The sequence below is a fragment of the Rickettsia sp. MEAM1 (Bemisia tabaci) genome (assembly GCF_002285905.1).
Lineage (GTDB): Bacteria > Pseudomonadota > Alphaproteobacteria > Rickettsiales > Rickettsiaceae > Rickettsia.
On the sequence record NZ_CP016305.1, the window covers coordinates 1,123,500 to 1,142,429 of the forward strand.

Here is an 18,930-nt window from a genome sequence, read left to right on the forward strand (position 1 = left end):
CTCAATACTTAATTTATACCTCCCTTAACTTGACGGTGCCCATCATGAAAATCCGGTATTTTATCAACAAATGGTTGTAGGCAATGTTGAAGTAGGAGAGTTAGTTAAAGAATTAAGCAGTATAGCAAAATGGCAGTCCGTACAATTGCTAGTGTGGATAATTTCTACTTTGGCTATAGCTACCTCAGTAATTGGTGTAGGTGTAGGTCTATGTGATTCTCTTAAAGTAAGTTTTTCAAACCTAAAGTGTAATTAAGGATTCGTGATATAATAGCTGCTTCTACTACTATATTACCAGCTTATATTATAACAATATTAATTTCTAATGCTTTTATTACAGTTTTAGGATTCGCTGGTATGATACTGGTAATAATTGCAATTTTATTGCCTACTTACTTATTGTATAAAGCAAAAATAAAAAATTTTTATTATCCTGAACTAAAAAAGAAACATTTAATTGTTATATCAGTAATTATCGGAATATTTATTATGGGATATGAACTTACTAATACGATTATTGGTATTTTATAAGTATACTCGTTTTATTTGAAAAATTGGCGACAAAGTCTTTTGCTGATAATCCTCACGTATTAAGTATACGCTGCGGTTATCAGCTTCAAGCCGCCTTGCTCTTTTCCAAATAAAACTTCGTCTATCCAACTCTTCATTTATTAGCAGTATATATAGCTCGGTCAAGCACTAGATAACCTTGAGTTTTATACAATTATTATCTCGGATGCACTGGATATTTTGTTTCTAGATTAACAAATTTAGAATATTGACTGTCATAGAAAAGTTGAACATTTCCAACAGGACCACTACGGTGTTTTGCAATTATAATATCGGTAATATTATGTGCTTTACTCATATTATCTTGCCATTCAGCATATTTTTCGGCATGTTTAGGGTCGCTTGCTGCTGGCTCTTTTCTACTTAGATAATATTCTTCTCGGTAAATAAACATAACTATATCGGCATCTTGTTCAATACTTCCTGATTCTCTAAGATCGGATAGCATAGGTCTTTTATCCTCACGAAGCTCTACGGCTCTTGATAACTGAGATAACGCAATAACAGGAATATTTAATTCTTTTGCTATAGCTTTTAAACCTTGGGTGATTTCTGAAACTTCATTAACCCTATTATCGGATTTACTTACACCTCTAATTAATTGTAAATAATCGACAAATAATATACCTAAATTGTGTTTGCGTTTCATTCTTCTAGCACGTTTTCTTATAGCTGAAATAGTTAAGGCAGGAGTATCGTCAATAAAAAATGATAATTCTGATAAAGCTATGGCTTCTTTGCGAAGACGATTATAATTTGCTTCATTAATCATTCCCGTACGAAGAGTAGTAGAGTCAATTCCTGCACTCATTGAAAGCAAACGTGTTGTAAGCTGCTCGGAGGACATTTCTAGAGAGAAAAATCCCACAGATTGCACTTCTTGATTATCACGCTTATTTCTAAGAAGCATGTTATTGCAAGCATTTAAAGCTAAATTTAAGGCAAAGGCTGTTTTACCCATCGCAGTACGTCCTGCAAGAATTACAAGATCAGAATTATGAAAACCAAACAGTTTACTATCTAAATCAATTAAGCCAGTAGATATACCTATCACATGATCGTTATTTTTCATTGCTCTGTTTATACTAGCAATCGACTCTGAAATAGGTATAGCAATTTTGGTAAAGCTTTTTTCGTTTATCCCTTCGCTAGCTAAATCATAAAGCTTAGATTCAGCTCGTTCAATCTGTTCTTTTGCTTCAAACTCTAAAGAAGAATTATATGCGTCGTTTACTACTTCTTCACCGATATTTATTAAATAACGTTTTATTGCTAAATCATATATTATTTTACCATAGTCAATAGGATTAATTACCATCATTGACATAGTGACTAATTTTGCTAAATATTCAGCTCCTTCCATTTCAGCAAAAAGCTCATCATTTGCTAGCATACTACGTAATGTTATAGGGGTAGCTATTAAACCTTTTTCGGTAATTACTTCAATTCCGTTATAGATTTTTTGGTGAACAGGTTCAAAAAAATGCTCACTGCGTAAAAATTCTGATACATAATTTAGCAATTCGTTATTGGTTAAAATTGCCCCAATCAACATTTGTTCTGCCTGAACATTTGAAGGTAAAACTCTTGCTAATACAGTATTTGCTTCATCGTTAGCTATATTTTTATCGTTGTTTGTTTTATTACGTGCCATTGTTGTTTTTAGATATGTTTTTTATTGATTAACGAATAAGTATAATTTTACAATTCACTTGTAGCTTAGCCCAAGCTTTATCAGCTGTATATACAGGATAGCCTGTAGCTAAGCCTAAAGCAATACATGCACGATCTCCAAGTGATAAACCTAAATGTTTAGTTTGTTTTTTGATATTTGCTGCAAGGAAAGATTGTTCTTGATCAAATGCAATAATAGAATTAATTAATGGTTCTATAGTATCTTTACATTCTTGATAGGATATTTTATCTATAAAATACTGGATACCTCAGAAATATTAACAGAAGACATGCATATATTACCTAAGAATGTTTCAAGTTTTAGATTAGTAGGCTCGTTTTTTATTAGAGCCAAAAGAGCAGAGGCATCAAATATTACACTACTCATTTTTTGCTTCATTTCTACGTTCAGTAATTAATTTATCTACTAAACTTTCTTCAGGAGAGTAATATTTATTAATAATATTACGAGATTTTTTTAATGCTATGCTTAATGGAGAAATTATCATCTCATTTTCTTTAAGAATAAATACTACTTTATCACCTTCTTTTAAATGTAATTGTTTTCTATATGAAGCTGGTATAGAAATTTTACCACCCTTGGCTATTTTTGCACTATTTACCATATGTATATCATCTATTCATAAAATTATATATTATACCAAAAATAATAATAGTACTAACTAATTTTCACTTAAAGCCCACTCCATCTTTTAATCAGATTAGTTTCGATATCGAAAAGGTCTAAAACTCTAGCGATAGAGTGGTTTACTATATCATCTATCTCTTTAGGTTTGCTATAAAAAGCTGGCATTGGTGGTGCTATAATTCCGCCATAATTCGCTACTTTCAGCATATTCTCAATATGTCCTATATGCAGAGGAGTTTCACGAGTCATTAAAACAAGTTTTCTTTTATCCTTTAATATTACTCCTGCTGCTCTAGTAATTAAATTATCTTCTATTGCATGAGCAACGCTAGCTAAAGTCCTCATACTGCATGGTGCTATTATCATGCCAGAAGTTTTAAACGAACCGCTTGCAATAGCAGCTCCTATAGCTTTATTGCTATAATGATAATTTACAAGAGCTTTTACTTTTTCTATAGAATATTCAGTTTCAGCTTTTATAGTAAGAGCGGCTCCATCTGAAATAATTAGATGAGTCTCGATATTCTGTTCTTTTAATACTTCAAGTAAACGAATACCATATATTGCTCCTGAAGCTCCAGAAATTGCTATGATAATTTTTTTCATCGATGTTTTTATAATTTATTAGTTTAGTATATAATAAAAAAAAATTATATAAAACAAATTATATACTCGATGAACTTCAAAAATTGGCGTTGTCGTTCTATAAGAACTACGGTACTCACGTATTATTATACGCTCCGTTCCTTGTCTTATGAACTCCTAGCTCTTTTTGAAGTTGATCTTCGTCTATTAATTTTTCATTTATTGAGTGTATTATGAGAGTAGTAAAAATATTATTACCAGCAGTAAAATTATTTCCTCTAGATTACTTAATCCCTGAAGATTTATCATTAAATATAGGTGATCTTGTTGTAGTACCTTTTAGAAATAAGGAATTAACCAGCATAGTATGGGAGTTTGCTAATATTCCTGAAGTAAAGAATCTAAAAACCATAAAAGAAAAAGTACTACTAAATTTAACTATAACTTCAGAAATTTTAGACTTAATTAAATGGATGAGTAATTACTACATGGCTGAGCTTGGTAGTATAACTAAATTAGTATTACCAGTAGATATAGCCGAAAAGCCAATTAAAGTTAAAGAACAGAAAATAAATAATAATTTTACGTTGCCTGATTTATCAGAAGAGCAAAAACAGGCGTTACAAATATTAAACGATAGTAATAAACCAATTCTTATTAAAGGTGTTACTGGTTCAGGTAAAACAGAGGTTTATTTTCATCTAATAGCAGAATATTTAGCGAAAGGTAAGCAAGCACTTGTGATGCTTCCAGAAATAGCACTAAGCACGCAAATTATTAATCGTTTTAAGGAGCGTTTTGGGTTTGATCCTATAATATGGAATTCGAGCGTTACAAAAGCTCAAAAGAAAATGATTTTAAGAGGTATATTAGAGGATAAAGTTAAGATAGTAATTGGGACTAGGAGTAGCTTGTTTTTGCCTTTTAAAAACCTTGGGTTAATAGTTATTGATGAAGAGCATGACGATTCTTATAAGCAAGATGATGGTGTGTTATATAATGCAAGAGATACTGCTATAGTTAGAAGTACGTTTGATAAAGCACAAATAGTTTTATGTTCGGCAACGCCCTCTATTGAGACAATGTATAATGCCAATATAGGAAAATATAGTTTAATTAACTTAAGTAGTAGATATAAAAACGCTGTTTTACCGAATATTGAAATGATTGACATGACAAAGGAAGAGCTACCTAAAAATTGTTATTTGTCTAATATTTTAATAAAAGCCATAAAAAATAATCTAGAAAACAAAGAGCAAACGCTTTTATTTCTCAATAGAAGAGGTTATGCCCCTTTAATGCTATGTAAATCTTGCGGTCATAGATTTACTTGTAAATATTGCTCTAGTTGGATGGTAGTGCATAAAAACTCCAAAAAGCTTGAATGTCATCATTGTGGTTATCAAAGTAAGATTTTTAGCTCTTGCCCTGAATGCTTAGAAGATGAATCTTTAGCTATTTGCGGTCCTGGAATAGAACGGATAGAGGAGGAGGCAAAAACGCTTTTTCCAAATAGTAAAATTGCTGTAATAAGTAAGGATCATGTTAAAAATCCAGAAAAGATAGCTCAGCTTCTACATCAAATGGAAAATTTAGAAATTGATATATTAATAGGGACGCAAATGATAACAAAAGGTTATCATTTTCCAAATCTTACTTTAGTTGGAGTAGTCGATGCTGATCTTGGAAGTAATCATGCTGATCTTAGATCAAGTGAGAGGGCTTTTCAGTTGCTTCATCAAGTAGGGGGTAGAGCAGGGCGTGGAAATTCTAAAGGTATGGTATATTTACAAAGCTATTATCCTGATAATATTATTTTTAGTTATATTAAAGATGAGCAGGAAGATAACTTTTTTGTCAATGAGTTAGAAGTACGGAAAGCTGCCGATATGCCGCCATTCTCAAAAATGGCATCAGTAATTTTATCCGGCACAAATGAGCATAAAATTTTAGAGGTTGCTAAGAACATGGTACGAATTGCTCCAGAAGCACAGGTGAAAATTTTAGGACCAGCAAGCTCGTTAATGTCAAAACTTGCTGGTAAATATCGCTTTCGAATACTTATTATTGCTGATAAAAAATTTAATCTGCAAAAATATTTAAAATTTTGGTTAGAGCTGATTAAAATCCCTTCTTTTTGTCATATAAAAATAGATATCGACCCAAAAAGTTTTTACTAACCTCTTTGTTTAGTTTTGCTTTTAGACTTAGTTTTTTTAGGTTGGAGCTTACTTTCTAGAAGTTTTTTTGTTGTAGATTTAGCTGTTAAAGGTTTGGTAGCACCTCGTACTTCTTCTTTAGCTTCTTTAGCATTTTTTACTGCTTTCATAGGCACCGTCAAGTTAAGGGAGGTATAAATTAAGTATTGAGCAATTACAGGGAATGATTTATAGAATAGCAGTAACAATTTATCCTAGATTTTACCGCTATGCATATTACTCAAGCCCCGAATAGACATCGTTTTCCAGCAAGCATTATTAGCCATACAGTATGGTTATATCATCGCTTTAATAATAGTTACCGAGATGTTCAAGAGCAGATGGCTTATCGAGGTATTATATTAAGTCATGAGACTGTAAGGTTTTGGTGTTATAAGTTTGTAGTTTATTTTCAAGATGTTATTAGTAAGAGAGAGCGAAAGCCAACTGATAAATGGCATTTGGATGAGATGAATATCAAGATCAAAGGTGAAGTATTCATATTATGGAGAGCTGTTGACTCTGAGGGACATGAATTAGAAGTATTACTGCAGAAGCGTCGTAACAAGAAATCAGCTATTCGCTTTTTATCAAGATTATTGGGTCATGTCCAAGGGTTATTGTGACTGATAAGCTAAAAAGCTACATTAAACCAGTTAGGTATATGTGTCCTAGGACTAAGCATCGTACCGATAAAAGACTAAATAATCGGATTGAGAATGCCCATCAGCCAACTAGGAGAAAAGAGAAGATACTGATTAAATTTAAGCATCCTAATTCAGCACAATGTACATTATCACTGATGGGAAAAGTCAGAAATATATTTGCTGTAAATGTTGGAAGATATACTAAAACAGCATCTGAGCAAAGAATTGCATTTGCGTCCGCTAAATCCATTTGGGATGAAGCTACTCAAAGACTTATTGATGTCTGAAATCTAAAAATATAGTACTTTGTGACACTAATTTACTTAACTTGACGGTGCCGTGGGCAGATATAAGTGTTAAAGAGCATAAGAATATAAAAGGTTTAAAAAATCAAAATTTACGTGATCACATGAATGAGGCAGAATTAATGTCCCCCTTCGGGGATCAAAAATCCCTCGCCTTTAGGCGAAGGGAAGATATAATGAAATTGCTTTAGCAATGAATTTATATCAAGAAATATGAGAAGTTATAGAAAGAATAGTCATAGTCAGTATGATTTAAAAGTGCATCTTATATGGATACCAAAATATAGGAAGAGAATATTGATAGGCAAAGTATCGGAAAGGACTAGAGATTTACTGAGGCAGATTTGTATGGAACATGAAGTACATATAATTTCAGGGAAAATATCATGTGATCACGTACATATGTTTATCTCATATAAGCCGCAAATATCTCTTAGCAAGTTAGTACAGTATTTAAAAGGCATTAGCTCAAGAATTTTATTGCAAGAATTTACTCATTTACGAAAACAATTTTGGGGCAATCATTTGTGGGCTAGGGGCTATATGGCAGTCAGTTCAGGTAATATAACTGATGAAATGATACAGCACTATATTGATGAACAGGAAGGTGAACCTGTGAATGATGATCGATTTCTAATCGATTCCACTTTATAACCCCTCAGCTTATAGCTGAGGGTTGTTTAGTTTTTACTGCTCTTGCTGAGTTATCTACCCGTCAAATAGCCGAATCTAATAATGCAACAGGGATGGAAGAAAATAAGGCTGCAAGTAAGATAGGTGGAGGTATAGCTAAAAATGCTAGAGTTGCTCTAGAAAATAAAACCGGTAAGAAAGTGATTTCAACAGAAAACTATTTATTACCTGAAAGCAAAAAAACGAAAGAGCTTAGTTCACAAGACAAATAAATTTTCGGGTCTGTCAGATTTTTTGTGTAAGTACGATTTCTCCATTTGCCCAATTTTGTAAATTAGTATCACAAAGTATAGCAAATTGATTTAAAGCCATCGCCCAATTCTTAATAGGCATTGTCCATTTTTTAGAGGCATTTGTCAACGCCAAAAAGATTATTTTCTGAATCGATTTGTCATCTGGAAATACTCCTTTATTTTTAATAATTTTACGAATTTGACGGTTAGTGGATTCAATAGCATTAGTAGTGTAAATCGCCTTCCTAATGTCTTCCGGAAAGCTAAAAAATGGAGCTATGCCAGACCAATTTCGTTGCCATATGTCAAAAATAACTGGATATTTTTCATCCCATTTTTTGGCAAAGTTTTGTAATTCTCTTAATCTCTCTGCTTCATTTATTGCAGAATAAACTGCTTTTAAATCAGCTGTTACCGCTTTTAGATCTTTGTATGATACGTATTTTACAGAATTTCTTACCATATGAACAATACACAACTGCACTATCGTCTTTGGAAAAATGCTATTTATCGCCTCTGGAAAACCCTTAAGACCATCAACACATGCAACGGCACCGTCAAGTTAAGTAAATTAGTGTCACAAAGTACTATATTTTTAGATTTCAGACAGCAAGAAGTCTTTGGGTAGCTTCATCCCAAATGGATTTAGCGGACGCAAATGCAATTCTTTGCTCAGATGCTGTTTTAGTATATCTTCCAACATTTACAGCAAATATATTTCTGACTTTTCCCATCAGTGATAATGTACATTGTGCTGAATTAGGATGCTTAAATTTAATCAGTATCTTCTCTTTTCTCCTAGTTGGCTGATGGGCATTCTCAATCCGATTATTTAGTCTTTTATCGGTACGATGCTTAGTCCTAGGACACATATACCTAACTGGTTTAATGTAGCTTTTTAGCTTATCAGTCACAATAACCCTTGGACATGGATAATGACCCAATAATCTTGATAAAAAGCGAATAGCTGATTTCTTGTTACGACGCTTCTGCAGTAATACTTCTAATTCATGTCCCTCAGAGTCAACAGCTCTCCATAATATGAATACTTCACCTTTGATCTTGATATTCATCTCATCCAAATGCCATTTATCAGTTGGCTTTCGCTCTCTCTTACTAATAACATCTTGAAAATAAACTACAAACTTATAACACCAAAACCTTACAGTCTCATGACTTAATATAATACCTCGATAAGCCATCTGCTCTTGAACATCTCGGTAACTATTATTAAAGCGATGATATAACCATACTGTATGGCTAATAATGCTTGCTGGAAAACGATGTCTATTCGGGGCTTGAGTAATATGCATAGCGGTAAAATCTAGGATAAATTGTTACTGCTATTCTATAAATCATTCCCTGTAATTGCTCAATACTTAATTTATACCTCCCTTAACTTGACGGTGCCGTTGGAAGATATACTAAAACAGCATCTGAGCAAAGAATTGCATTTGCGTCCGCTAAATCCATTTGGGATGAAGCTACTCAAAGACTTCTTGCTGTCTGAAATCTAAAAATATAGTACTTTGTGACACTAATTTACTTAACTTGACGGTGCCTTTCAAAATTATCACGCTCTTCATTAGCAATTACTACATCTTCGGCATATTCAGGCTCATAAAATTTAGGGTGTATATCTTCATCACCGCCAGGTAATATAACACCATCAATAAAATCCATGAGATGATCTATTGTTTCAGCTTGGTATGGCAGTAACATAGGGACGCCGCCAGCTTCAATTATTGCATCGGTATAATTCTTACGTAATGCATACCAAGGAAAGGCAGCATAGTATATTTTTCACAATTTTGAGCTAAATCAGGAGTAATTCCTATTATAGGTTTTCTATTCATATTTTTCATATAGAAATAATAAAATTAAGTTTCTGATCATGTAATTCAACAGGAAAGTTATCTATAACTTGTTCTTTTAAACAAACACCGATAGTTAATATATCTTTATTATTGTTTAGGTATCGATCAAAATGTCCTTTACCATAACCGAGTCTGTAGTTATCTTTACTAAATGCCAGACCTGGGACAATTATCAATTCTGGTTTATAAAAATCATTATTTATCGGTTCTAAAGTTTTAAAACTCCCTAAAACTAATTCATCATTATAATTATAAGCACAATATTTTATTTCATTATTTATAATTTTAGGCAGAAAAAATTTTATTTTGTGATGAATATTTAATAGTTCAAGCAGGTTGATTTCATATTTTAGTGGGTAATATATTCCAATATGCTTTACTTTTAACTGTTTTAATAAATTACTGACTTGATTTAGTAAAGAAGTTTTTGTTAAATCAGAATTTATTTTATCTATATTTTTTGTTAAAAGCTCTTTGAAATGCAAACGTAATTGTTGTTTAGTCATTATGACTTTACTACTTGCGTGTCGAACACTAAATCATGAAGCATCTTATTATCTTCTCTCATCACCATAATAATAATGCTTATTCAAAAAGTATACCAGTTAAATTAATCACATAAAAAGCGATAAATCTAATAAATGCTTCACTACCTTTAAGAGTAGTTCCATCTTGATGAACTACTCTTAAATCTAGTAGTTTTTTCCCAATAGAGGCTTGTATTTTTGAAGATTCTAGGTAAGAAAAGTAAAATCCTGAAATAATAAAAAATAAAGCAATTTCTATTATAGTGTCTCTTGCAAATATTATAGTCAATGATAGCAACATTCCGATTATAATTTTGTCAATTAAGAAAGCAAATAATCTTCTAAGAATCATAAATTATTCCTCAATATGCGGTGGTATTTCAAATGTATGAAATGGAGGAGGGGAGGTAAGTGTCCACTCAAGCGTATCAGCTCCATCACCCCAAGGATTATTTGGGCAGTCTTTGCCATATTTCAACGTATAAAAAACGATAAACACAAAATAAAGAGCAGCCGCCATAGAAATTCCTGCTCCTATCGATGAAACCATATTCCAGCCGGCAAAAGCTTCAGGGTAGTCCGGTATTCTTCTTGGCATACCTGCAAGCCCTAAGAAATGCTGCGGGAAGAAAGTTAAATTAACACCAACAAAGGTAATCCAAAAATGGATTTTACCTAAAATTTCTAGATATTGCTTGCCTGATATTTTACCGAACCAGTAATAAAAGCCGGCAAATGCAGTGAATAAAGCCCCAAGCGACATCGTGTAATGGAAATGTGCCACAACATAATATGTATCGTGCAGAACTCTATCAAGTGCCGAGTTTGATAAGATTATGCCAGTTACGCCGCCAATCGTGAATAATATAATAAATCCTATAGAGAATAGCATAGGTGTTGGGAAAGTAAGTGAGCCACCCCACATAGTTGCGATCCAGCTAAATATTTTGATACCTGTTGGAATTGCGATAATCATTGTGCCAGCAGTAAAATATATTAGGGCGTTGTAAGAAAGCCCAACTGTAAACATATGGTGAGCCCATACAATAAACCCGACAAAGCCTATTATTGCCATAGCTCCAACCATGCCTTGATAGCCAAATATCGGTTTACGTGAGAAAGTAGAAATAACTTGGCTTACAATACCAAAACCTGGAAGTATTACGATATATACTTCAGGGTGACCAAAAAACCAAAATAAGTGCTGAAATAATACTGGATCACCACCACCATCAGTTTTAAAGAAAGTAGTACCAAAATTACGATCGGTAAGTAGCATAGTAATAGCTCCGCCAAGTACCGGCATAGCTAAGATTATCAAGAATGCAGTAACTAAAATAGACCAAACAAATAATGGCATTTTAAATAACCCCATCCCAGGTGCTCTCATATTAAAGATAGTAACGATTAAGTTGATTGATCCAAGTATTGATGAAAGACCTGTTAAATGCAGACTGAAAATAGCCATGTCTACAGCTGCTCCTGGATGTCCGCTTATACTACTTAAAGGAGGGTAGAGCGTCCAGCCCGTTCCTGGTCCGCCGTCAACAAACGCTGACCCCATAAGTAGGATGAAAGCCGGAACTAGCAGCCAAAAACTAATATTGTTAAGGCGTGGGAATGCCATATCGGGAGCCCCTATTAGTAAAGGTACGAAATAGTTACCGAAACCACCGAACAAAGCCGGCATGATCATAAAGAACACCATAATCACCGCATGTGCAGTAATCAGCACGTTATATAACTGGAAATCATGATTTAGAAAAGTACCGCCTGGTATTGCAAGTTCTAGCCTAAACAGCAGCGAAAACAACCCACCGACAATTCCGGCAAATATGGCAAATATGATATACATAATGCCGATATCCTTGTGGTTAGTAGAAAACAGCCACCTCTTCCAGCCGTGCGGAGTGTGATGGTCATCGTGGTTTTGGTCTTCAGTAGTTATATCCATAATTATTATTCTGTTTGTGTTAATATATTTTTTTAGTTACCATGATTCATTACCTATTGTATCATCGTTCTATTGTATAAATTAGTTCCATCTCTGTCATCCCGTGGCTTGTACACGGGATCCAGTTAAAAATTATAAAGTAATTTTTTCATATAGACCATACTACTTTGGATAATATTATTAAAATTAAAAGCTCGATTTATCTCGCTTTATGCTGGATCCCGTGATCAAGTCACGGGATGACATTAAAAACATAATTAATTAGCCACCAATTTTGAATTCTCATCGTTTGTGGCAACTTTATTCTTACTCGCAACCCAATTATCGAAATCTTCTTTGCTTACTACCTCTATAGCAATTGGCATAAAGCCGTGATTAATGCCGCAAAGCTCGGAGCATTGCCCGTAATATACACCTTTTTTAGCGACTCTTGTCCATGTTTCATTTACTCTTCCGGGTACGGCATCTATTTTAAAACCAAGAGACGGAACAGCAAAGCTATGTATTACGTCACCGGCTGTAATTAAAAACCTAACTGTAGCATTCTCGGGTATTACTATTCTATTATCAACGTCTAATAATCTTTTTTGGTCAGGTTTTAGATTTTCATCTGAGATCATAACACTATCAAATTCTATATCATTATGATCAGGATATATATAATGCCAATACCATTGATAGCCTACTACTTTAATAGTTAAGTCCGCTTGAGGTATTTTTTCGGCGTGACGCAATATTCTAAAAGATGGCACGGCGATAATCACTAAAATTATTATAGGTATTACAGTCCAGATTATTTCTATTAAAACATTATGCGAAAATTTTGCCGGTACGGGATTATTCCTTGCATTAAATCTAATACATACAAAAGCTAGCAATCCAGCAACAAATAAAACTATAGCAGTAGAGATATAAAGTAAGAAATCGTGGAATTTATGTAACTCCTCCATGATCGGGCTTGCAGGTGGCTGAAATCCCATTTGCCAAGGCAAAGGCTCAGAAGCAAAGCAAAAGCTACTAAATAAAACTAAGCCAATTAAAGTAATAACATTCTTCATAAAGTACATAATACAAGTTATTTTTATATTAATATAAATGGATATGTATTTTAATTAAAGCAAAAATCGATAAATAAAATAAATTTTATATGCTATTAATGATGTTTGAGGTGGAAAATGTACCTATATCAGGGTGTTGTATTAAATCTATAACTTCTATTACTTGAGCGTTTATTAATTTAGCTTGAGTTTGTTTATTCGTTAATTGAGGATCATATTTTGTTACAGCAATTACAGAGGGGCAAATATTTTGCACTAATAATGCATAATCGTTAAAACCTTTTAACTCGGGTAACATAAGTACTTTATCAACAAATGTAAGGGAGCTTAAAATTTTTGCTCGTTGTAGCTGATTATGAATAGGTTTACGCTTTTTATATTTAATTATTGTTTCATCAGGTTCTAAAGCAACGATTAAATATTTACCTTGCTTTTTAGCTTCATACAAAAACTCTAGATGACCATAATGTAACACATCAAAACAACCTCCTACCAAAACTATTTTGCTATTTGGGAAACATTTTTTATTCGAAGAAATATTTTCATAATATTCTATTTTTGATGGTTTAACACCTTGATTATTAAACGAACAAGAAGTGAAGTTTGTAAGAATTAATAAAAATAGGAATAATCTAAACATAATTTTAATTATTAGAAACTAAACAACCCTCAGCTATAAGCTGAGGGGTTATAAAGTGGAATCGATTAGAAATCGATCATCATTCACAGGTTCACCTTCCTGTTCATCAATATAGTGCTGTATCATTTCATCAGTTATATTACCTGAACTGACTGCCATATAGCCCCTAGCCCACAAATGATTGCCCCAAAATTGTTTTCGTAAATGAGTAAATTCTTGCAATAAAATTCTTGAGCTAATGCCTTTTAAATACTGTACTAACTTGCTAAGAGATATTTGCGGCTTATATGAGATAAACATATGTACGTGATCACATGATATTTTCCCTGAAATTATATGTACTTCATTCCATACAAATCTGCCTCAGTAAATCTCTAGTCCTTTCCGATACTTTGCCTATCAATATTCTCTTCCTATATTTTGGTATCCATATAAGATGCACTTTTAAATCATACTGACTATGACTATTCTTTCTATAACTTCTCATATTTCTTGATATAAATTCATTGCTAAAGCAATTTCATTATATCTTCCCTTCGCCTAAAGGCGAGGGATTTTTGATCCCCGAAGGGGGACATTAAAGAAAATTAACTGTTAATAACACAAAAAATATAAAATAAAAACAAAAAGTATTTTGAATAAAACGATTTAAAACTAAATTATTTTATATTTTTTATTGTAATTTGTATTTATATAGTTCATATTAATAATAACGAAACCAAGATAACTTCTAAGTAATCAATGAAAAACGACACGCTATCTTACGATTTTGATGATGTATTATCAGTTCCTTATCTTAGTGCACGATTCAAAAAAGTTCTTACCTCTGTTTCCCTATTACTATTTATAGCATTAGTTATATTTGTCTCTTTTGCTGTTAATAACTATGTGAATGATACTTTATCTATAACATTAGTACGTCCTGAGGCTGAAGAAGTTCAAGAAGCAATTTCATTTAAAGAAGTAACAGTTAAAAAAGGCGATACTATAAATTCTATTCTGAGCGGTCAAAATATCCCAAGAAATGATATAGAAAAAATATTAAGCTTAATAAAAGAAAATAAATTATTGCCATCACTCAAAATAGGGCAGCAAATTACTTTTGAATATGAAACAAAAATTACCGAAAATGATGATGAGGATTTAACTTCTGAAACAGTATTTCTTAATAAGATTATTTTAGCCATAGATAAACTCAAGACTATTGAAATAATAAGAGAGAATGATAATTTTAAAATTGCAGAAATTATCGTGCCTTTAACAAAAACAGTGGCTAAGTCATCTGTAAATATCGAGTCAAACTTTATGTCTGCTCTTAAAAAGCTTGGTTTGTCAAATAATAATATAATAGAGCTTATTAATGCTTATGCTTATCAAATTGATTTTCAGCGTCAAATAAAAAGTGGTGATACTGCGACTGTTATAACAGAAAAATACGTAACGGAAGATGGTAAATTTTCTCATCACGGTAAGATTTTATATGTCTCGTTAAATCTTTCAGGAAAAGAATATAATATTTATCGCTATTCACATGATAATAATGTAAATAATCATGCATTTTTTTCTGAAGATGGTAAAAGTGTAAAAAGAAGTTTGCTTAGAACTCCTTTAAAAGTTATAAAAGTTTCTTCACAATATGGTATTAGGAAGCACCCTATACTTGGTTATACCAAAATGCATAAAGGGGTTGATTTTGCAGCACCGACTGGAACACCTATATATTCGGTGGGTAATGGTGTTATTACTGAAATAGGTTGGAAATCAGGTTATGGGAAATTTATCCAGATAAAACATAGCGGTACGTTATCTACTGCCTATGCTCACGCATCAAATTTTGCTAAAGGTTTAAAAGTAGGAAGCCTAGTAAAACAAGGTGATATTATAGCATATGTTGGAAGCACCGGTAGAGCTACAGGTCCGCACTTACATTATGAAGTTAAAATTGATGGTAAACACGTTAATCCTATGTCCGTTAAAACAACACCAGGTGTAGAATTAAGCGGAAAAAAATTAGAAAAATTCAAGCAGTTTAAGAAAGAAGTTAAAACCTTGAATGTTAAGCTTGATAAAGATTTGCAGGCTAATAAAGTAGCTGAAGTTTCGGTATAACGTGTTAGTGTCATTTTGTGGTAGTCGTCATTGCGAGGAGCATAGCGACGAAGCAATCTCAGAAGCTCTTACTGTTTCATGAGATTGCCACGTCGATGTTGTGTGCATCTCCTCGCAATGACGAAAGCTTCTCTTCATTCCCTTATAAAAATCCCTAAATAATTATGATTCTATCATTTAAAAAATTATATCTAACATTTGCTCGTAGTAGCCGTATTATAATAACATTAGTGATTATTGATCAATTGACTAAATGGTGGTTTATCAATAATCTAAGATGGAAGCCTGGCTTGACCTTAAAGGTCACTTCTTTTTTAAATATGGTGTATACTTGGAATTATGGTATTAGCTTCGGTTTAATGCGTGATTATTATCAATATAGTAACATCGTGTTTTTAATAACAAATACGATTATTGTTTGTTATTTATATTATTTAATGATGAGTTCCAAAACCATAGGAGGCTTTGCTGGTTATAGCTTTGTAATTGGTGGTGCTATCGGTAATTTAATTGATAGATCCTTTCGAGGAGCTGTTTTTGATTTTATACATTTCCATTATCAAGATTATAGCTTTCCAGTATTTAATCTAGCTGACTGTTTTATTACACTTGGAGTAATTATCTTACTGGAAGATTATTATAGTGCTAAAAAAAATATTGAAGAAAAAGCTAAAGAGAATTATGATAAAGCCCAAATTGAGGCTATGGCTGAAAAGATTCGTAATGCTCCACAAGGCGATAACGATAAAATATAATCTAAATAATCTATAAGGTATTAAAGTGAGAAAAGTTTTTTTATTATTTACTGTTTTATTAATTACTTCTGCATGTAATAAAAAATTAAAAGAAACTGTAGGGATATCAACAGCTGGTCCTAATGAGTATCAAGTTCAGCGTAGTAAGGCTTTAGAAGTACCACCTCATTATTATTTACCTGTTCCAACTAACAATCAAGCAGTTTATAATAATGTTAATGATCAGGTCAACCTTAATGAGGGTGAGCAAGCATTAATGAAAGATATTAAGTAATGTTTTATGTCATTCCCGTGTAGGCGGGAATCCAGAAAAAAATACAAATACAGTAAGTTTTTGAAAATAAAAGCTCGATTTATCTCGCTTATACTGGATTCCCGCCTACGCGGGAATGACATCGTGTAATTAACTTATGACTATCCATAAAAGACAAAATATAGGTGTTTTTGGGCTTGGTAAAACTGGTATTTCGGTTTACGAAGAGTTGCAAGACAAATGTAATATAATTGCCTATGATGATCTAGAAGCAAATAGGGATAAGTTTGAGAAATTATTCGGTAAAAATTATATTATTCCCATATCTGATATAAAATGGCAAAATTTAGATAAAATTGTATTAAGTCCCGGGATTCCTCTAACACACGAGATAGTCAAGACCGCAAAAAATTTTAATATCCCGATCATCTCCGACATAGATTTATTTTTCGAAAAATCTAAAGGTTTAAATCTCCTAGCTGTGACTGGTACAAACGGCAAAAGTACTACCACTGCTTTAATTAGTCATATCTTAAATAGTAATGGTTTAGATTATCCATTAGCTGGTAATATCGGCGTTCCAGTTTTGCAAGCTAAAGCAAGTAAGGATGGGTATGTGCTTGAGTTATCTTCCTTTCAGTTAGATTTAGTGAAAACTTTTGCTGCTAAAATAGCAGTGCTTCTTAATATTACTCCTGATCATTTAGATAGGCATAAAAATATGGAAGGTTATATTACAGCAAAATCTAAAATTTTTGATCGTATGGATAAAGATAGTTATGGGATAATTAATATTGATAATGATTATTGCCATGAAATTTTTACAAATCTACAGCAAAAACATCATATTAAACTAATCCCTTTTTCAGTTACTAAAATTCTTGAAAAAGGTATATCAATAGTTAATAATATAATTACCGATAATTTCTTTGAGCATATTAGTTTTAAACTAATATCTAATAAGAGTCTGCAAGGAATTCATAACAGCGAGAATATTGCAGCAAGCTATGCAGTTGCTAGAATAATAGGTCTTGAGCCTATAAAAATTGTTGAATCTATAAGTAGTTTTCAAGGACTGCCGCATAGGATGCAGTATTTAGGTAGTACAAAAGGTATAAATTTTTACAATGATAGCAAAGCGACAAACTCTATAGCTGCCGTGCAATCAATTAAAGCTCTTGATAATATTTATTGGCTTGCAGGTGGTATTGCTAAAGAGGGTGGTATTGAGGAAATAAAACCTTATTTCAGTAAAATCAAAAAGGCTTATTTTTATGGGCAAGCTAAACAAACATTTGCAAATACTGCTAAAGATGTAATAGATTTTGTTATATGTGATGATCTTAAACAGGCTTTTGAACTTGCTTATAAAGATGCTTGCAAGGATAACGAGACAGAAAAGAATATTTTACTTGCACCTTGTTGTAGTTCATACGATCAGTTTAAAAATTTTGAAGAACGTGGTGAATTGTTTATTAGATTGTATAATACTCTTATTTGTGCCTATGACAAAAATGCCTTATTAAAAAAATTAATTTGTTAAGTATTGATTTGTTAATATAATTTAATATTAAAATTATGTAATATATTAATAAGCAAGTTAATAATTTTATTAGCTTATGATCTTAAAAGAACTATTTAAAAATTAAAAAAGAGGTTTTTTATGTTAGGATTTATTACAGCATTTTTTACGATTGAGAGTAGTAATACAAAAAATGATAAATCAATAAAAGGGAAAATAAAAAACGATGAAGCAATAGTAGACACATTCTTAAACATGAGTCTAGAAAGTATAGAAAAGGCTTTCCCAAAGCCTTTCTCTTCTAGTACGCATGTAGAAAAAAAAGTAAATGTTGATGAAAATGATAACGGTATTTTTTCAACATTTTATAATACAGCAGTAAAATATGTATTGGATTTAGTAGCTCCAGTAGTACAATCGGTAGTACAATATGCTCGTGATTATATTGAAGGTGATTATAACAAATATACTCAAGATTGTAGTGTGCAAGGATGTTATAAACAAAATCATGACTCTGAAAACTATCTTGGTGAAAACTATTATGCTGAATTGACAGGAACTACAATATATGCACAATAACTAAATTGTTCTACAAAAGCATTGTTTTATGCGGATACCTAATCGTCATTGCGAGGAGAGGTCTCGATTTGGTAATCTTATGAAAATGTCTTATAAGATTGC

General features: G+C 32.3%; 24 protein-coding genes and 4 pseudogenes. 14 read left to right on the forward strand and 14 right to left on the reverse strand.

The window, feature by feature from the left end; genetic code table 11:
- Positions 1-70 precede the first annotated feature (70 nt).
- Positions 71-256, forward strand: a complete 186-nt coding sequence (locus BA173_RS08600) for an aromatic amino acid transport family protein (RefSeq protein ID WP_016948484.1) — start codon at positions 71-73, stop codon at positions 254-256.
- Positions 257-258: 2 nt separating this feature from the next.
- A pseudogene (locus BA173_RS08925) lies at positions 259-432 on the forward strand (amino acid permease); the annotation flags it as partial.
- A 295-nt stretch (positions 433-727) separates the two neighbouring features.
- Here BA173_RS08925 and BA173_RS06115 read toward each other — a convergent pair.
- The 3 genes and pseudogenes from BA173_RS06115 to BA173_RS06130 all read right to left on the reverse strand — a co-directional run bounded on the left by BA173_RS06115 (position 728) and on the right by BA173_RS06130 (position 3,499).
- On the reverse strand, positions 728-2,224 hold the full coding sequence (locus BA173_RS06115; RefSeq protein WP_016948481.1) for a replicative DNA helicase: 1,497 nt from the start codon (positions 2,222-2,224) through the stop codon (positions 728-730).
- Between the two features lie 523 nt (positions 2,225-2,747).
- Positions 2,748-2,870 (reverse strand): annotated as a pseudogene (locus BA173_RS08930) (AbrB/MazE/SpoVT family DNA-binding domain-containing protein); the annotation flags it as partial.
- 68 nt (positions 2,871-2,938) lie between these two features.
- On the reverse strand, positions 2,939-3,499 hold the full coding sequence (locus tag BA173_RS06130) for a UbiX family flavin prenyltransferase (RefSeq protein ID WP_068041899.1): 561 nt from the start codon (positions 3,497-3,499) through the stop codon (positions 2,939-2,941).
- A gap of 212 nt (positions 3,500-3,711) precedes the next feature.
- Between BA173_RS06130 and BA173_RS06140 the strand changes: the two genes are divergently transcribed.
- Complete coding sequence (locus BA173_RS06140) at positions 3,712-5,658, forward strand: primosomal protein N' (protein ID WP_068041896.1); 1,947 nt, start codon at positions 3,712-3,714, stop codon at positions 5,656-5,658.
- Here BA173_RS06140 and BA173_RS07995 read toward each other — a convergent pair.
- Positions 5,655-5,885 carry a hypothetical protein gene (locus tag BA173_RS07995; RefSeq protein ID WP_157738096.1) on the reverse strand — a complete coding sequence of 77 codons (231 nt, stop codon included), beginning with the start codon at positions 5,883-5,885 and terminating at the stop codon, positions 5,655-5,657. The two genes, BA173_RS06140 and BA173_RS07995, sit on opposite strands and share 4 nt — an antisense overlap.
- Positions 5,886-5,906: 21 nt before the next feature.
- Between BA173_RS07995 and BA173_RS09035 the strand changes: the two genes are divergently transcribed.
- The 5 genes from BA173_RS09035 to BA173_RS06160 all read left to right on the forward strand — a co-directional run bounded on the left by BA173_RS09035 (position 5,907) and on the right by BA173_RS06160 (position 7,533).
- Positions 5,907-6,302: an IS6 family transposase gene (locus tag BA173_RS09035; protein WP_095568325.1), complete on the forward strand. Its 396-nt coding sequence runs from the start codon at positions 5,907-5,909 to the stop codon at positions 6,300-6,302.
- Positions 6,299-6,610, forward strand: coding sequence for a DDE-type integrase/transposase/recombinase (locus tag BA173_RS09040; protein ID WP_198387181.1), 312 nt, complete (start codon positions 6,299-6,301; stop codon positions 6,608-6,610). Before BA173_RS09035 ends, BA173_RS09040 begins: the two co-directional genes overlap by 4 nt.
- Positions 6,611-6,651: 41 nt before the next feature.
- The gene (locus tag BA173_RS08000; protein WP_157738097.1) at positions 6,652-6,819 is read left to right on the forward strand and encodes a hypothetical protein; all 168 of its coding nucleotides are present in this window, start codon (positions 6,652-6,654) and stop codon (positions 6,817-6,819) included.
- Positions 6,820-6,841: 22 nt separating this feature from the next.
- Entirely contained in the window at positions 6,842-7,282 is a 441-nt protein-coding gene (tnpA, locus tag BA173_RS06155; RefSeq protein WP_095568239.1) for an IS200/IS605 family transposase, read from the forward strand.
- A gap of 92 nt (positions 7,283-7,374) precedes the next feature.
- Complete coding sequence (locus BA173_RS06160) at positions 7,375-7,533, forward strand: hypothetical protein (RefSeq protein WP_016948611.1); 159 nt, start codon at positions 7,375-7,377, stop codon at positions 7,531-7,533.
- 13 nt (positions 7,534-7,546) lie between these two features.
- Here BA173_RS06160 and BA173_RS06165 read toward each other — a convergent pair.
- Both BA173_RS06165 and BA173_RS06170 read right to left on the reverse strand, forming a co-directional pair.
- Positions 7,547-8,113 (reverse strand): annotated as a pseudogene (locus BA173_RS06165) (transposase); the annotation flags it as partial.
- 43 nt (positions 8,114-8,156) lie between these two features.
- Positions 8,157-8,867 carry an IS6 family transposase gene (locus BA173_RS06170; RefSeq protein ID WP_095568327.1) on the reverse strand — a complete coding sequence of 237 codons (711 nt, stop codon included), beginning with the start codon at positions 8,865-8,867 and terminating at the stop codon, positions 8,157-8,159.
- A gap of 21 nt (positions 8,868-8,888) precedes the next feature.
- Between BA173_RS06170 and BA173_RS08005 the strand changes: the two genes are divergently transcribed.
- On the forward strand, positions 8,889-9,071 hold the full coding sequence (locus BA173_RS08005) for a hypothetical protein (protein ID WP_157738098.1): 183 nt from the start codon (positions 8,889-8,891) through the stop codon (positions 9,069-9,071).
- Positions 9,072-9,117: 46 nt separating this feature from the next.
- On the opposite strand, the pseudogene BA173_RS06180 reads toward BA173_RS08005, so the two are convergent.
- From BA173_RS06180 to BA173_RS08745, 8 genes and pseudogenes are all read right to left on the reverse strand, one after another.
- Positions 9,118-9,410 (reverse strand): annotated as a pseudogene (locus BA173_RS06180) (gamma-glutamyl-gamma-aminobutyrate hydrolase family protein); the annotation flags it as partial.
- Positions 9,411-9,415: 5 nt separating this feature from the next.
- Positions 9,416-9,937, reverse strand: a complete 522-nt coding sequence (locus BA173_RS06185) for a 5-formyltetrahydrofolate cyclo-ligase (protein WP_016948612.1) — start codon at positions 9,935-9,937, stop codon at positions 9,416-9,418.
- Between the two features lie 79 nt (positions 9,938-10,016).
- Entirely contained in the window at positions 10,017-10,310 is a 294-nt protein-coding gene (locus tag BA173_RS06190; protein ID WP_016948613.1) for an RDD family protein, read from the reverse strand.
- A gap of 3 nt (positions 10,311-10,313) precedes the next feature.
- Complete coding sequence (ctaD, locus tag BA173_RS06195; protein WP_068041962.1) at positions 10,314-11,912, reverse strand: cytochrome c oxidase subunit I; 1,599 nt, start codon at positions 11,910-11,912, stop codon at positions 10,314-10,316.
- 257 nt (positions 11,913-12,169) lie between these two features.
- On the reverse strand, positions 12,170-12,979 hold the full coding sequence (gene coxB / locus BA173_RS06200) for a cytochrome c oxidase subunit II (RefSeq protein ID WP_068041965.1): 810 nt from the start codon (positions 12,977-12,979) through the stop codon (positions 12,170-12,172).
- A 76-nt stretch (positions 12,980-13,055) separates the two neighbouring features.
- Entirely contained in the window at positions 13,056-13,610 is a 555-nt protein-coding gene (locus BA173_RS06205; RefSeq protein ID WP_068791216.1) for an adenylyltransferase/cytidyltransferase family protein, read from the reverse strand.
- Between the two features lie 48 nt (positions 13,611-13,658).
- Positions 13,659-13,910, reverse strand: coding sequence for an IS200/IS605 family transposase (gene tnpA, locus BA173_RS08740; protein ID WP_250638355.1), 252 nt, complete (start codon positions 13,908-13,910; stop codon positions 13,659-13,661).
- A 43-nt stretch (positions 13,911-13,953) separates the two neighbouring features.
- A complete protein-coding gene (locus BA173_RS08745) occupies positions 13,954-14,097 on the reverse strand; it encodes a transposase (protein ID WP_250638356.1) in 144 nt (47 codons plus the stop codon).
- A 254-nt stretch (positions 14,098-14,351) separates the two neighbouring features.
- On the opposite strand from BA173_RS08745, the gene BA173_RS06215 reads away from it, so the two are divergent.
- From BA173_RS06215 to BA173_RS06235, 5 genes are all read left to right on the forward strand, one after another.
- On the forward strand, positions 14,352-15,719 hold the full coding sequence (locus BA173_RS06215; RefSeq protein ID WP_068041601.1) for a M23 family metallopeptidase: 1,368 nt from the start codon (positions 14,352-14,354) through the stop codon (positions 15,717-15,719).
- Between the two features lie 164 nt (positions 15,720-15,883).
- A complete protein-coding gene (lspA, locus tag BA173_RS06220) occupies positions 15,884-16,474 on the forward strand; it encodes a signal peptidase II (protein WP_016948334.1) in 591 nt (196 codons plus the stop codon).
- Between the two features lie 25 nt (positions 16,475-16,499).
- The gene (locus BA173_RS06225; RefSeq protein WP_016948333.1) at positions 16,500-16,748 is read left to right on the forward strand and encodes a DUF3035 domain-containing protein; all 249 of its coding nucleotides are present in this window, start codon (positions 16,500-16,502) and stop codon (positions 16,746-16,748) included.
- 136 nt (positions 16,749-16,884) lie between these two features.
- Positions 16,885-18,270 (forward strand): UDP-N-acetylmuramoyl-L-alanine--D-glutamate ligase, encoded by a 1,386-nt coding sequence (murD, locus tag BA173_RS06230; protein WP_016948332.1) that lies wholly within the window; start codon positions 16,885-16,887, stop codon positions 18,268-18,270.
- A gap of 120 nt (positions 18,271-18,390) precedes the next feature.
- Positions 18,391-18,828, forward strand: coding sequence for a hypothetical protein (locus BA173_RS06235; protein ID WP_016948331.1), 438 nt, complete (start codon positions 18,391-18,393; stop codon positions 18,826-18,828).
- Positions 18,829-18,930 lie beyond the last annotated feature (102 nt).